The organism is Mammaliicoccus sp. FSL K6-3158 (assembly GCF_038005105.1).
GTDB classification, from domain to species: domain Bacteria; phylum Bacillota; class Bacilli; order Staphylococcales; family Staphylococcaceae; genus Mammaliicoccus; species Mammaliicoccus sciuri.
Genome location: NZ_JBBOSL010000001.1, coordinates 2,592,148 through 2,606,336 on the forward strand (window position 1 = coordinate 2,592,148; position 14,189 = coordinate 2,606,336).

Genomic DNA, 14,189 nt, shown 5'->3' on the forward strand with positions numbered 1-14,189 from the left:
AATTTATAAACTCGACGATAGCAATAATGCAGTCCAATCATGAATAAAAAGGTGATATGCTATCACAAATATATTAGAGCACTTCAAATTACAAGATAAAGTTGCAATCATTAGCGGTGGCAAAATAGGAATAGGTCAATCAATGGCATTAGCACAAGCAGGCGTTCAGATTATCATTGCAGATCATAACGCCTCATCAATTAAAGAAACACTCTCAGAAATTAAACAGAGTGAAGACTTTGAAACAGTTGCATTAAAAGTAGACATAACCGATCCAACATCGGTAAATCAAATGCTCAATAACGTCATAGAACAATTTGGCAAAATTGATATGTTAGTCAATAAAGTTGGGATGACATACAACGTAACAGAAGAAGAACTCACATTTGAAAATTGGAATAAAGTTATGAATCTAAACTTAAATGGAATATTTTGAGTGAGCTGATGTTTTAGGAGTCGATTGACGGGGCTTTGTGCACGAAGAATTCCAGATATCGTGCGTTATAGGGTTAAAATGGGGCCTGGCGCACGAAGACTCTCAAATATCGTGCGTTAGACCCTTAAAATAGGCCATAGCGCACGAAGACTCTCAGATATCGTGCGTTATAGGGTTAAAATGGGGCCTGGCGCACGGAGACTTCAAGCAAAGTTCCTCACTCCAACAGATATTTTATGAATTTATAATTTGAAGGCTGTGTTTTTACGAACATAGCCTTTTTATATTAAATTCTTTTAAGTTCTATTTATTTCACACTTTAAACACGGTAAAATTATATATAACTTGAAATGAAAATGGGGTTTTTCACATGAAATAAAAATGTTTCGAACAAAATAAGATATTTATAATTTTAAACTGTATTATTTATTGATAGCTTGTTTACTACTCAAAAAATTCCCTATTTTTAATTACTCAGGCTTTTTAGGAACGATTCTTTTTATTGTTGTGATACTCATATTAAGTGTTGTCATATATCAAGTTAACTTCTTTATCTATAGAAAAATCAAAAACTGCACGAGAGAAAATAAATATGATTAGAAGTAAGTAAAATTAATGCATAAGCTCTGTAATGTTATGTAGCTTGATTTTGTGTAAATATATATAATGTAATAAAAAAATCACTACAAGCATTGTTAAAAAACAAATTGTAGTGATTTTTTATTATTAAACTAACTTTTAAATACTGAACTATTTCAAAGGAGATGCATCACGAAACTCTTATACACTCTTTTAATTTATTATTTTTCAGTAATGATAGTATTTATCGTAGTCGAAAGTATACTTCAACGAGAATTAGAGATATCAAGAATCCTCATAGTCCCTTTAATTTCAAGTATTATTATGATTGCATTTAAGAAACAAGAATGAAGACGTCTAGAAATTTTTAATTCCTTAATAAACCATCTTCAAATCAATGTTCTTATACTTTAATACATACGTATACATTCATATACAAGATCGAAGAATTCGTCGACTTTGACGTTTTTGGCTACTTTAACGTTATGTTCTTTTTTGAGTACGTCCGATTCGTCACATACTGTTCGTCCATAACTTGGTCCGCGATTAATGTCGATTTCTACGTACATATCTTGAACTTCAAATAAGTCTTTATTTACGAGATAGCCTATTGTTGTTGCATCGTGTAATGGACCTGCTTCTAATCCAAATTCTTGGTATTGTGTTTTTAAAGTAAAACTCATTAAATCACTAAACAATTGGCCAGCTTTATTATTTGTTGATTCCATACGTTTTATAATTTCAGGTGTACATAGTGTCTTGTTTGTTACATCTAGACCCATCATAACGATTGGTATACCTGATTTAAAAACAATATATGCCGCTTCTGGATCAGCAAAAATATTAAATTCTGCTGATGGCGTTAAATTACCGTTACCGTATGCGCCACCCATTAATACAATTTCTTTAATTTTAGATGTGGATGAATTAAAAAAGTTAGCAAATATATAATATGGTATAAAAAAGCCCCCACTTCATGTTGTAGTGAGGGGATTATAGCTAATATCTATATTATGACTGTGTCTTTTTCAACTTCTTATTTAACTTCTCGTCTAATTCTTTTTGTCGACGTTTTCGTTCTTCATTTCTAAGTCGCAATCTTTCTTCTTCTTCTGGATCGCGTTTCTTTTGAAGTTGTTTTTGGATTTTTTCCATTAATTCGTCTTCTGTTAAAGCGGCACATGGGCGGTTATTTACGAATGCGAATGTCTTTCTTCTACCTGGTCCACAATATGATTGGCATGCTACTTCTATTTCAGCTTCTGGGTCTAATTTTTTAATTTTTTTCAAAAGTGATGGCAAGTTAACGGCTTGACAATCATCGCAGACTTGAAATTTATTTCGCATTTGTTCCCCCACCTTTCTTAATTGTTAATTTTGCAATAAATTATTATACCACCTTAACAGTTGTTTGAGAATGTCATTTTATCGTTTTTCCATATTTCGAATCATTTTATCATTGCGTTCAATCATTCGTTCGAAATATTTATCGTACAATGTCCATTCTTCTGTTGTGACAGGATCCATATTCAAAGTTGCACCTAAATTTTTCAAACTTCCTAACAGTTTAAATAATATGTCGTTAGTTGTATATTCAGTGCCTAATAATTCGTTCAATGAAGCCATGCTTTCAGGTATGATAGTCGGATAAATGAATTTTGTCTTTTCGTTTTTCAGTGCATGTTCATAGAATGCTTTCATCATTTCGGCACGTTCAGCGCCTGATCCTTCCACACATAAATAGATTTGAACTGCTATACCGCCTCTTACTCTTCGTTGTGATATACCAGCAAATTTTTGATTATGAATACTTAAGTCATAACTACCAGGGCAGTATGATGCGGTAATTTCTTTATTCTCAATTTCATTAGTATCTTCTTTAAACATTTCACGAATAAGACGTAACATCACTTCATATCCTGTATCAATGGATACATCATGCTTACCTTTAAAAATTAAAGATATATTAAGCACACCTTTATCTAGCACAACACCTAATCCGCCAGAATTTCTAACGATTGCACTATAACCTCTAATATCATTTAAATAGGCAATACCATCTTTTAAATAAGGTAATCTAGAATCATGTATGCCTAATATCACGACGTGATTGTGTATCCATGTCCTAACAACACTTGGACTTTTATCATTTCCTACTTGATCACAAAATGTATCATCGAAACTAAAGGACTGCATTGGCTGCAGTCCTGAAGTGTGGTCAATGTATCGCCATTCTTGTGTAAAATAATCTTGCAAATTAGCCATGATTATAATGTTTGAGCAGCTGTAATGATTGAAAGACTATATACATCTTCAGCTGAACAGCCACGAGATAAATCGTTAACAGGTGCGTTTAAGCCTTGTAATACAGGACCAACTGCATCAAATCCACCTAAACGTTGTGCAATTTTGTATCCAATATTACCCGCTTCTAAGCTAGGGAAGATAAATACATTTGCATCACCTTGAATTTCAGAATTTGGTGCTTTCTTAGCAGCAACTTCTGGTACGATTGCTGCATCAAATTGGAATTCACCATCTAATACAACATCTTTTAAATCTGTTTCTTTTAAGTTCTCTTGAGCAATAGAAACTGCTTCAGATACTTTTTCAGTATCAGGTGATTTAGCTGAACCTTTAGTTGAGAAGCTTAACATTGCTACTCTTGGAGACATACCAAATGCTTGAGCAGTCTTAGCACTTTCGATTGCAATCTCAGCTAGGTCTTGTGCATTAAGTTCTGGGTTAATTGCACAATCACCGAATACATATTGTTCTTCACCTTTAGTCATGAAGAATACGCCAGATGTTTTTGTAACGCCTGGTTTAGTTTTGATAATTTGTAATGCTGGACGTACAGTATCTGCAGTTGAATGTGCTGCACCACTTACTAATCCGTCAGCTTGATTTGTGTAAACTAACATCGTACCGAAGTAGTTAACGTTATTTAACAATTCTTCAGCTTGTTCTTGAGTTGCTTTACCTTTACGACGTTCAACAAATTTTTCTACTAAATCTGCTTTTAGTTCACTTGTTTCTGGGTTGATGATTGTAAGACCATCGATTGATAAGTCTGCACCAGCTGCAGTTTCTTTAATTTTTTCTTCATTACCAAGTACGATTGGTGCAACCAAATCTGTAGCTTGTAATTTAACTGCTGCTGTTAATACGCGCGCATCTTCACCTTCTGGTAATACGATACGTACATTTTTACCTGTTAGTTTGTCGCTTAGAACATTAAGTAAATTAGACATAATTGCCTCCTATATATGATTGCTATTATTTTTCCATTCACAATTATAACATTTTTTCATAAATTTTCACGTATCTAAACTGTGAATTTATATTGGATATTTTTAAAATATTATCATTTATATTCTGAAAGCAACATTTTCCATTTTTTATTTAAAATTTTATCCTTTGAAACTGTAAATTTTTCGTTTGGTTTTAAATTTGGATCTTTGCCGTTGTAATCTTTAGTTGCAAATCCTGTTGATAGGGATGGTTCACTATTTGGCTTGAATTGATATTCGTATACTTTACCGTTATCTGCAAACAAATATTTCGTAATCGGTTTATCCATTTTAGCGACATTACTGTATCCTTGAATATTATTTAAATCTCGTGCACGTTCATCATAACCACCTTGATTATGCTTGCCTTGATAAATCGTTAATCCAACAACGTTATGGATATTAAAATGTTTCCTCCCTGGTTTATCATGATCTGTTATTTGTATTTCACCATCGTCACTAATCGCATAGCCATCACCTTCCATTTGTTCATTTCGACTAAAATAACGATTAGTTACTGCTTTATGTTGATCTTGGCCATATTCGTCAGCAATTTTTAGTAACTTTTGTTTCAATTCATCTTTGTCTTGCTCTGAAAGTTGAATATGCTTAGTTTCAGCATGTTTCGTTTCACTATGTTGCTTTGTCTCTTCTTGTGAACTATTTTGACAACCGCTTAATATTAAGGTCATCATTACTGCCACACTTAAATAATTGAATACACGTCGCAAAGTAACCGCTCCTTCTATTAACAAATAGGCGCCTCCATATCATCATATTTGAAGGAGACGCCTTATGGATATTTATTTAACTTTAAAATCTATGATTAGTCTTTTTTAATACCGAATTCATCGACTAATTTAACTGTTCTTTGTTCACCTTTACTAATATCGCCATGTAATTGATAAATTTTAACGACTAATTTACCTTCAGATACATCATAAACTGAGAAGTTCTGATCAGATGAATCACGATTATTTTCATGACTATCGTTAAAAGCATCTGTCTTATGAGGTTGCTCACCTATCGCAAATAAACTATTATAATGATCTAATTCTTCTTGAGTTAAATCTTCTAGCTCTGGTCTAACTTTCTTAATATGTTCTAAAGGACGGTCGTATATACTGTCATACGCTTTTGTACCACCTGTATTAGGCAGTACATAGACTGAACCTTCTGGGTTGTCATAATATGTGATGTTATCTTGACCTCTAATTTGTTTGGCATCTTCTTTCTTAGCATTTACAAAGCTATTTTTAGTCGATGTATGTTCTAATGGTTTCGTACGAGAAAGCACATGGTCATGACCTTGTAATACTAAATCCACATCTAAATCATCAATTTGTTGAGTCAGTTCGTCACGTATTTTAGCAACATCTTCATCTGATAATGCATGATACGATTTAGAATACATTGGTTTATGCAGGTTTAAGATAACCCATTTAGAGCCATTCTTTCTGGCATCTTTAATATCTTGTTTAATCCATTCCATTTGCTCTTTGCCAATTGCTTTTTCTTCAGGATTATCTTTAGATTTCTTATTATCATTCGTATTAGCGACAACCATATGTGCACCATTATAATCAAACGAATAATAAGATCCACCATTGACCGCATTGTTTTCTTTAGGTACATTGACATGTTCGTTATACTTTGTCAGTAATTTTTCATCATCTTCACTTAACGCATATTCGTCATGGTTACCAGGTGCAGAAGCTACAGGTAGTGACATAAATGATGGACGTGATTGATCATATAAATCTAACCACTCATCTTCAATTTCTGCAGTTTCTACAAAGTCTCCTGTGTGTAATGCGAAGTTTGGATTACCTGCTGTTTGAATAGCATTGCTTAACGTATCTGCTCCAAATTGTGCTTCGTTTCTTACGTGTTCATTCCAATAAGCATTTTGTGTATCTGTATACTGTACAAATTGGAAAGAATCTCCGTTGTTGCCAGAAGTCTTAAATTGTCCAACTTCACTTTGAGGACCACTTGCACTACCTACTCGATAATAATATGTAGTATTCGGCTTTAATCCCGTTGCTTTCGCTTTATAATTATATTCAGGAACTGTCATTAGTTCAGACTTCCCATGTTTATCACCGCGCGTCCATTCAGCACCTTGTGCATGTTCATCTGTATAATATCCATTTATTTTCTCTTTACCTTGAGCATCTTTTACAGGTTCACCTTCATCATCTTTTTCTACATCCGCAAAGATGAAATTGCCGTTCTTATCTCGTTCAACATATTTAGAATCCACTTGCTTAGAAGTTGCATCAAACGCTTGTGCATCATCAAATTGACCCGACTCTGACACCCAAACTTTAGCATCATTAAATTGATCTGTCGTATACCAATTAAAAGCCATTTCTGTTTTCGTATCACCATTAAAATTCGTAATAATACGATTCGGCTGATTTTTCTTAGGTACAGGCGCTACTTCCGGTTTCTGTGACATCACTTTAATATCCGAATGAGATTGTTGATTCACAACAGACGAATCAGATCCCGAACCACCAGCACCACTCGCCTCAACCGTACCAGAAGTAGAAATCCCTAACAATAACATCATACAAGCCGTACCACTAATGAATCTCTTTGCTATTGACTGATTATACATGTACACTTCCTCCTAATTAACCCTATAGTGATTTAAAAAGCAATCTATTAAGAAGTGTATCAATCATATTTTAACCCTATGTAAAGATAGTATGAGTATTGTATGAATGTAATATGAAGAGTGATGAGCGAGTAGAAACTTAAATTATTAAATGCCACTAAATTTATATATTATATTTTCTGAAAATTTAGTATAATTAACATAAGATAAATAGACGACTATAGATATAACAATTTATCCATTTCTATAATTGTATATACATATAAACATACTGAATATAAGTATTATGAATTCATTATAAGAATTGGTATTCATAAGACAAAATACTGACATTTAACCATGAGTATCAGTATTTTAAATTAAGTATGGGGTGAACTTACATATGAATAAAAATATTTTCAAAATATTATCTATTACTTTTTGGGGGAATTTTTTTAGTAGTACTTTAATATTTATTATTGGATTATATATCTTGAAAGAATTTGAAAATATTATTTTGTTTGGATGGAGCCAAGCTATTGGCCCTATTGTAACACTGGCTTTAATGCCTTTTTTAGGTCCAATAATAGATAAACTATCTAAGAAGAAAATATTAATTATTGGTCAATTTATTTCAATAACAGCTCTATCTTTATATTTTTTCACTTTCTCTCATCACAATCTTTATCTATTATTAATGATTATTGTCTTTCTAAAAATTACAGATAATATTGTCACAACCACTATTTCATCTACTATTATATTAATAACTGAAGAAGATGAAGTTCAGCGTATAAAATCATTACAACAGGTATTGTTAGCATTAATCAATATTATGGCTCCATTACTAGGTGCCATATTCTTCACTGTAATTAGCTTAAAATCTTTAGTATTTATTGAATTGATTTGCGAAATGATTTGTCTCTTATTTATTACGAATTTGCATATTAAAAATAGAAGAATCACAGATAACACAGGTGATGAGAGAATTTTAAGCATGTTTTTAGACGGATTAAAATATTCATTTAAACACAAGAAAATTATGTTCTCACTTTTTTTCGCGGGAATAGTGAATTTCATCCTATGTTCTTATCTAATCGGACTTCCATACATTCAAGTAAATGTATTAGATTTTAAAAATATAGAGTTCGGACTTACTGAAAGTATATTTTCTTTAGGACTGATAGCATCAGGTATATTTTTATCAATTTCTAAAAGTTTAAAATATCCTTTGAAATTCTCATATTTGAGTGTAATTGGAATGAGTTTTTTAACAATTCTTTTAGGTTCATTATTAATGATTGAATTTAATCGCTTTATATATATACTTTTATTTTGTGGATTTAACTTTATTATAGGAATTTTTATATCATTTGCGAGTATTCCAGTAACCAGTTGGTTAACGATCAATATTGAAAGCGCATATCAAGGAAGAATATTTAATTTATTGAATGTACTATCACAAGTTCTTTTACCATTAGGAATACTATTCTATAGTCAAATATTCAATTACTTTAGTTACACTACTATTTTTATTATTAGTGGAATTGTGCTTTTTCTATTTAGTAGCCTGAGTACAAAAATATTTGCAATTGATTTAAATGATAATGAATTAAGTTAATTTATTAGAACAAAAAAGAAGCTCGAGTTGAGCTTCTTTTTTTTATATTACTTTATTTTTTTAATAGTTCTTTTTTAAATGTTTCTGCTTGTTTCTCTACTGAGATTAAATCTCCGTAGATTGCTTCATTACTTGTATAGTAAATGACGTTATTGTTTTTCACTGCTTTGTTATTTTTCCATATTGTTGAATTTGTAAATTCATTATTTGGTTTTTTTCCGTCTTTTGTTGGTATAAATAAGTAGTCTCCTGAATAATCGTTAAATTTTTCTTGAGGTACTTTCATGAATTTTTCTTTTGGCATTGCTTTTTTAGCTTCTGGATCTTCTTTTAATTTGAAGCCATCGAATAGTGCGTCACTACCTCTACCGAATCTTGCGCCGAACTGATAAATATCTTTTGCTTGTACGTCCATAATTGAAGCTGTTTTATCTGCTCCGATATGCTTTTTAATTTCTTTACCGTCTTTTAAAAGTTTATCTGATAGTTCGTCTGCTTGTTTTTTAGCTTTTTCTTCTTTGTTCACTAATTTACCGTATTCGATATGCGTTTGTTTATAATCTGTGTCTTGTACTTTTAATGATACGGTTGGTGCTATTTTTGAAAGTTTATTATTATTTTTATTTTCTTTATACGTTACGATTAAATCTGGTTTAAGCTTTGCTGCCGCTTCAACATCTTCTGGATCTATTTTCTTAACGTCTTTCATATCTAAATATTTAGAATCTGGGAATACACTTGTGATCGCTACTGGTTCTACACCTAATTTTTTCAAGTTACCATAGTTAGCTGTCAGTAATAGAATACGCTTTGGATTTTTAGGGATTTTTACTTTATCTCCGCTTTCAGTCGTAAATGTTCGTTCTTTACTGTCACTTTTACTACTTGATGCTTCGTTCTTATTACCACATGCTGCTAACAATAACGCTAAACATAATACAAAACTTAATAATTTTTTCATTTCTACACCTCTTATTTTATTTTAAAATGATGGAATTAACGTATCTTCATGTTTTTCTTTTAGATATTTTTTAACTGCATCACTTTTCATAACTTTATGTAATTCTTTAATCTTTTCTGAGTCTTTATTATCTTCTCTTGCTACAAGTTGAATTGAGAATCGTGAATCAATATTTTTCTCTAAGAACAGCGCATCAGCTGGTTTTAATCCAATTTTAGAAATGTAAGTTGGATAGTTATAGACAAGTGATACATCTTTTTCACTGTACGTTTCTGCTAAGTTCAACAAGTCTACTTTCAACCATTTGAAATCTTTAGGATTTTCGACGATATCTTTCGTAGTTCCATTTACACCAACGCCGTCTTTCAATTTAATAAGACCTTGTTCTTCAAGAATCGCTAATGCTCTACCTTCATTTGAAATATCATTTGGTATTGCTACTTTTGTACCTTTTGGAATGTCATTGATGTCTTTATATTTTTTAGAATAAAAACCAACTTTTGCATCATAAATCGGTTGAATCGCTACTAAATTTGCTTTTCGTTCTGAGTTGTATTTTTCCATAAATGGTTTATGCTGTGCAAAGCTTGCATCCGCTTCTTTACTACTTACCATATCGTTATAAGCAACGTTGTCATTCACTTGGACAAGTTTAATTTCCCAGCCGTCCTTTTTAGCTTCTTTTGCTGCTTCTTTAACGACGTCTGTCATTGGTGGTGCTTGAGAAGCTACTTTAATGACTTTGTCTTCGTTATCTTTTTTATTCGCGCCACAGCCTGCGATGATAATGCTTAACATTAATAACATAACAAATAAACTTTTTTTCATTTCTACACTACTTTCTTTTATCTATTTTTCGAGCTATAAAGTTTCCTAACATTTGTATGATAAATACACTAATAATGATGATGATGATTGAGAAATACATGATTTCATTTTCATAACTTTGGTAACCGTATCTGATTGCGAAATCACCTATTCCACCACCGCCAACAATACCCATGACTGTTGAATAAGACACCATGCTTACTGTCGTCGTTGTATATGCCAATATAATGCCGCTACGTGATTCAACTAATATGAAATTCCAAATATATTTATATGTTGTCGCACCTAGAGATTCTGCCAAGACTTTAATATCACCAGGAATATCTAATAATACTTGCTCAACCAACCTTGAAAATATCGCGATACCTACAATACTTAAAGGGATAATCGATGGGTATGGACCGAACGCACTCCCTAAAATCATACGTGTAAGCGGGATTAAACTGATCACAAATAGTAAGTACGGGAATGAACGTATAAATGTAATTAAGAAATTAAATGACCAATAATAATTGATATTTAAAGCTTTAATACTCGGGTTTGATAAAAATAATGCGATGCCTAGAGGTAGTCCAACTAGCAAAGTGATGAGCATGGAATAACCTAACATGATGCACGTTTCTTGTAAGGACTGAATCAATTCTGGTAAGTAGTAATTTATCTTTTCTAAAAATATCATTCTTCTAAACTCTGCCTAACATTCTCTAAATAAGAATTCGTATTTCTTTCTACACTTACTACTTTATTATCCATAACCTCTAACAATTGACCGTCCTCCATAACACATACTTCTTCACATAATTGTTTAACAACGCTCAATTCATGCGTCACAAAAATAATCGTAATATTATATGCTTTATTCACTTTCTTCAGCATCTTAATGATGATTTCCGTGTTATGTTCATCTAAACTACTTGTCGCCTCATCACACAATAAAATATCCGGGTTTCTCACGAGCGCTCTTGCTAATGCAACACGTTGTTTCTCTCCACCGGATAATTGTGCTGGATAATAATCCTTTTTATCATTTAACCCAACAAACCCTATTAATTCATCTACTTTTGCTTTATCTTGCTGATTAATAATTTTTAAAGGCAAAGCAATATTTTGCTGAACGTTAAGGTTATTCAATAAATTATAATTTTGAAATACCATGCCTATTTTTTCTTTATACTTCCTTACAACACGCTTTGATAACGCTTCTGTATCTTTCCCGTCAAAAACAATGCGCCCTTCTGTTGGTTGTTCTATTAAATTCAGTAATCTCAGTAACGTCGACTTTCCGGAACCACTTTTGCCGACAATACCTGTAACAGATCCTGGTTCTATCGTTAAAGAAAAATCTTTTAAAGCAAAATTGTCATTATATTTTTTTGAAACATTTTCTAATTTATACAACTTTATACTCCTGTAAAATTATTTTAATAAAGAAACCTATTTTCATTATCTAATAATTGAAATCGATAATCAATATCAATTAATACATTTAAGTATTCTTTCTTTCACAACAATGTAAAAAGTTGAGTCCTTTCAACCTTATCTAGTATGATAAACTTGTAATGAAGATATCTTTTCTAAAAGGAGCGAAAGTAAAATGAACGAAGCAGCAAAAACATTAGATGGTTGGTACAGCTTACATTTATTTTATGCAATTGATTGGGCAAGCTTAAAAACTGTACCTGAAGAAGATCGAAACACAATGATCAGCGAATTCAAGACTTTCCTTGAAGCGTTGGAAACAGTTCATAATAATAAAGAAGGTTCTCATGCTTTCTATAACATAACAGGCCAAAAAGCAGATTTAATGTTATGGTTCTTAAGACCAGACGTTAAACAATTAAACGCCTTAGAAAATGAATTTAACAAGTTAGATATCAGTGACTTCTTAATTCCAACATATTCATACGTATCAATCGTAGAACTTTCAAACTATCTTGCAGGTGACTCTAACGAAGATCCATACGAAAACCCACATGTAAAAGCAAGATTATATCCAGAAGTACCACGTTCAGAATACGTATGTTTCTACCCAATGGATAAAAGACGTGACGGCGAAGACAACTGGTATATGTTAGATATGGATCATAGACGTAGCTTAATGCGCTCACACGGTTTAATCGGACGTAGTTATGCAGGTAAAGTAAAACAATTTATTACAGGTTCAGTAGGACTAGACGATTACGAATGGGGCGTAACATTATTCAGTGATGACATGTTACAATTCAAGAAATTAATCTATGAAATGCGTTTCGACGAAGTATCAGCAAGATATGGTGACTTCGGAGCATTCTATGTAGGTAATATATTAAATATTGATGAATTAGATACATTCTTTAAATTGAAATAATATAGAAAGAGCCTGGAACTGAGTGAAGTTCCAGGCTCTTCATATTTTGAGTGCTATTGATGTTCATTTTCAGGTCGATATTTATTTTTATCGGCCTGGAAATCTCGTTTTCGGGTCGATATTTTATTTTATCGGCCTGGAAATCTTGTTTTCGGGTCGATATTTTATTTTATCGGTACATATTCCGCATTTCTGGACCGGTAAATTTTTTTATCGGTCCAGAATATTAATTAAGGCTGGGACATAATATAATATCCCAGCCTCAATCTCATTGTCATCAATATATTTAACTAAATATATTGATGAATAATGTAACAATTGGTACGCCTAGTAAATCTATTAGGAAGGCGCCAACTACTGGGACTACTAAATACGCTTTTGGTGATGCACCGAATTTTTTAGTTATAACATCTAAGTTAGCCATGGCATTTGGTGTTGCGCCTAGTCCATGTCCGATAAATCCGCCTATCATAACTGCTGCATCATAATTTTTACCTAGTCCTCTAAACACGACAAATACTGAGAATAGTACGATAAATACAATTTGTACTAATACAATAATTGTTAACGGTAGCGCCAATTGATAAATTTCTGTTAATTTAATACTCATTAACGCGATTGATAAGAATAAACTTAATGAAACATCACTTACTTGGTTAGTAATTTTCATATCAATGATGTTTAAGTTTCCGTAATCAGAGATGTTTCTTATGATAACTGCTACAAACATTGCGCCAACATAAACCGGAATATTTATTCCAGTTAAATTCGTAAATCCATCTCCAATATATGTACCAATCGCCATACATACTGCAATAATTGTAAATTGAACAATAAATACTGTTGTAGGGTTCATTCTACTATGTAAGTTCTCGTTATATCCCACTTCGCTAAAATCTATACCTGTATCTTTAGCATCTCCAGGTTTCAAATCAAACTTTTTAATTAAATATCGAACCACAGGGCCACCTATTAATCCACCTGCAACAAGTCCTAATGTCGCTGCTGCAAGTGCCGCTGTTACCGCAGAGTCTACACCTAATGATTCTAATGTCTTACCGTATGCCGCTGCATTACCATGACCACCTTCCATGGACATTGATCCAGCAGTTAAGCCAAGTAGTGGTGGAATATTTAATACTTTAGATAATGAAACACCGATTACATTTTGACAAAATGCTAAAATTCCACAAAAAACAAAATATAAAATCAGTACTTTTCCACCAAGTTTCAATAATTTTAATGACGCACCTAAACCTATTGTTGTAAAGAATGCCAACATAAAGAAGTCCTGTAGAAAATCAGAATCTAATTTAATTGTAATGACATTTAATGATTGTAAAATAGCAACTACAATAGCAAATAACAAGCCACCTATTACTGGCGCAGGAATACATAGACGTCTCAATATAGAAACTTTATTTACAATACCCTCACCTAATAAAAGTAAGACACATGCTATAGCTAAAGTTGTGACAGCATCAAACTGTAACATCATCGTTCCCCCTAAAACCTTATA

14 protein-coding genes are annotated in these 14,189 nt (G+C 32.2%); 3 read left to right on the forward strand and 11 right to left on the reverse strand.

Features of this window, described 5'->3' with window-relative positions:
• Positions 1–142 precede the first annotated feature (142 nt).
• Positions 143–436: an SDR family NAD(P)-dependent oxidoreductase gene (locus MHH94_RS13115; RefSeq protein WP_232157349.1), complete on the forward strand. Its 294-nt coding sequence runs from the start codon at positions 143–145 to the stop codon at positions 434–436.
• 989 nt (positions 437–1,425) lie between these two features.
• Here the strand turns inward: MHH94_RS13115 and MHH94_RS13120 are convergent.
• From MHH94_RS13120 to MHH94_RS13145, 6 genes are all read right to left on the reverse strand, one after another.
• Entirely contained in the window at positions 1,426–1,974 is a 549-nt protein-coding gene (locus MHH94_RS13120) for a nucleoside hydrolase (RefSeq protein ID WP_325878633.1), read from the reverse strand.
• A gap of 52 nt (positions 1,975–2,026) precedes the next feature.
• A complete protein-coding gene (locus MHH94_RS13125; protein WP_025904905.1) occupies positions 2,027–2,362 on the reverse strand; it encodes a DUF1450 domain-containing protein in 336 nt (111 codons plus the stop codon).
• Between the two features lie 78 nt (positions 2,363–2,440).
• Positions 2,441–3,280: a lipoate--protein ligase family protein gene (locus MHH94_RS13130; protein WP_106417633.1), complete on the reverse strand. Its 840-nt coding sequence runs from the start codon at positions 3,278–3,280 to the stop codon at positions 2,441–2,443.
• A 2-nt stretch (positions 3,281–3,282) separates the two neighbouring features.
• Positions 3,283–4,269, reverse strand: a complete 987-nt coding sequence (gene pta / locus MHH94_RS13135) for a phosphate acetyltransferase (protein WP_025904903.1) — start codon at positions 4,267–4,269, stop codon at positions 3,283–3,285.
• Between the two features lie 113 nt (positions 4,270–4,382).
• The gene (locus MHH94_RS13140) at positions 4,383–5,063 is read right to left on the reverse strand and encodes a hypothetical protein (RefSeq protein WP_058590860.1); all 681 of its coding nucleotides are present in this window, start codon (positions 5,061–5,063) and stop codon (positions 4,383–4,385) included.
• A 71-nt stretch (positions 5,064–5,134) separates the two neighbouring features.
• Complete coding sequence (locus MHH94_RS13145; RefSeq protein ID WP_078355021.1) at positions 5,135–6,934, reverse strand: purple acid phosphatase family protein; 1,800 nt, start codon at positions 6,932–6,934, stop codon at positions 5,135–5,137.
• Positions 6,935–7,316: 382 nt separating this feature from the next.
• Here MHH94_RS13145 and MHH94_RS13150 point away from each other — a divergent pair, with 382 nt between their 5' ends.
• Complete coding sequence (locus MHH94_RS13150; protein ID WP_078355020.1) at positions 7,317–8,534, forward strand: MFS transporter; 1,218 nt, start codon at positions 7,317–7,319, stop codon at positions 8,532–8,534.
• Between the two features lie 52 nt (positions 8,535–8,586).
• Here MHH94_RS13150 and MHH94_RS13155 read toward each other — a convergent pair whose 3' ends face one another.
• From MHH94_RS13155 to MHH94_RS13170, 4 genes are read right to left on the reverse strand one after another with little or no spacing between them, the layout of a single operon-like run.
• Positions 8,587–9,495 (reverse strand): ABC transporter substrate-binding protein, encoded by a 909-nt coding sequence (locus tag MHH94_RS13155; protein WP_058590862.1) that lies wholly within the window; start codon positions 9,493–9,495, stop codon positions 8,587–8,589.
• A gap of 21 nt (positions 9,496–9,516) precedes the next feature.
• Complete coding sequence (locus MHH94_RS13160; protein ID WP_025904899.1) at positions 9,517–10,323, reverse strand: MetQ/NlpA family ABC transporter substrate-binding protein; 807 nt, start codon at positions 10,321–10,323, stop codon at positions 9,517–9,519.
• Positions 10,324–10,330: 7 nt separating this feature from the next.
• Positions 10,331–11,002 carry a methionine ABC transporter permease gene (locus MHH94_RS13165; RefSeq protein ID WP_058590863.1) on the reverse strand — a complete coding sequence of 224 codons (672 nt, stop codon included), beginning with the start codon at positions 11,000–11,002 and terminating at the stop codon, positions 10,331–10,333.
• A complete protein-coding gene (locus MHH94_RS13170; protein ID WP_048541415.1) occupies positions 10,999–11,721 on the reverse strand; it encodes an ATP-binding cassette domain-containing protein in 723 nt (240 codons plus the stop codon). Before MHH94_RS13170 ends, MHH94_RS13165 begins: the two co-directional genes overlap by 4 nt.
• A 196-nt stretch (positions 11,722–11,917) precedes the next feature.
• Between MHH94_RS13170 and hemQ the strand changes: the two genes are divergently transcribed.
• Entirely contained in the window at positions 11,918–12,670 is a 753-nt protein-coding gene (hemQ, locus tag MHH94_RS13175; protein ID WP_037589946.1) for a hydrogen peroxide-dependent heme synthase, read from the forward strand.
• Between the two features lie 286 nt (positions 12,671–12,956).
• On the opposite strand, the gene gltS is transcribed toward hemQ, so the two are convergent.
• Positions 12,957–14,165 carry a sodium/glutamate symporter gene (gene gltS, locus MHH94_RS13180; protein WP_025904895.1) on the reverse strand — a complete coding sequence of 403 codons (1,209 nt, stop codon included), beginning with the start codon at positions 14,163–14,165 and terminating at the stop codon, positions 12,957–12,959.
• Between the last annotated feature and the right edge of the window lie 24 nt (positions 14,166–14,189).

Bases quoted from the DNA above. Each gene is read 5' to 3' on its own strand.
- MHH94_RS13145 (WP_078355021.1), bottom strand. From the start codon at position 6,934: ATGTATAATCAGTCAATAGCAAAGAGATTCATTAGTGGTACGGCTTGT.
- pta (WP_025904903.1), bottom strand. From the start codon at position 4,269: ATGTCTAATTTACTTAATGTTCTAAGCGACAAACTAACAGGTAAAAAT.
- hemQ (WP_037589946.1), top strand. From the start codon at position 11,918: ATGAACGAAGCAGCAAAAACATTAGATGGTTGGTACAGCTTACATTTA.
- MHH94_RS13155 (WP_058590862.1), bottom strand. From the start codon at position 9,495: ATGAAAAAATTATTAAGTTTTGTATTATGTTTAGCGTTATTGTTAGCA.
- MHH94_RS13160 (WP_025904899.1), bottom strand. From the start codon at position 10,323: ATGAAAAAAAGTTTATTTGTTATGTTATTAATGTTAAGCATTATCATC.
- MHH94_RS13125 (WP_025904905.1), bottom strand. From the start codon at position 2,362: ATGCGAAATAAATTTCAAGTCTGCGATGATTGTCAAGCCGTTAACTTG.
- gltS (WP_025904895.1), bottom strand. From the start codon at position 14,165: ATGTTACAGTTTGATGCTGTCACAACTTTAGCTATAGCATGTGTCTTA.
- MHH94_RS13115 (WP_232157349.1), top strand. From the start codon at position 143: ATGGCATTAGCACAAGCAGGCGTTCAGATTATCATTGCAGATCATAAC.
- MHH94_RS13165 (WP_058590863.1), bottom strand. From the start codon at position 11,002: ATGATATTTTTAGAAAAGATAAATTACTACTTACCAGAATTGATTCAG.
- MHH94_RS13150 (WP_078355020.1), top strand. From the start codon at position 7,317: ATGAATAAAAATATTTTCAAAATATTATCTATTACTTTTTGGGGGAAT.
- MHH94_RS13130 (WP_106417633.1), bottom strand. From the start codon at position 3,280: ATGGCTAATTTGCAAGATTATTTTACACAAGAATGGCGATACATTGAC.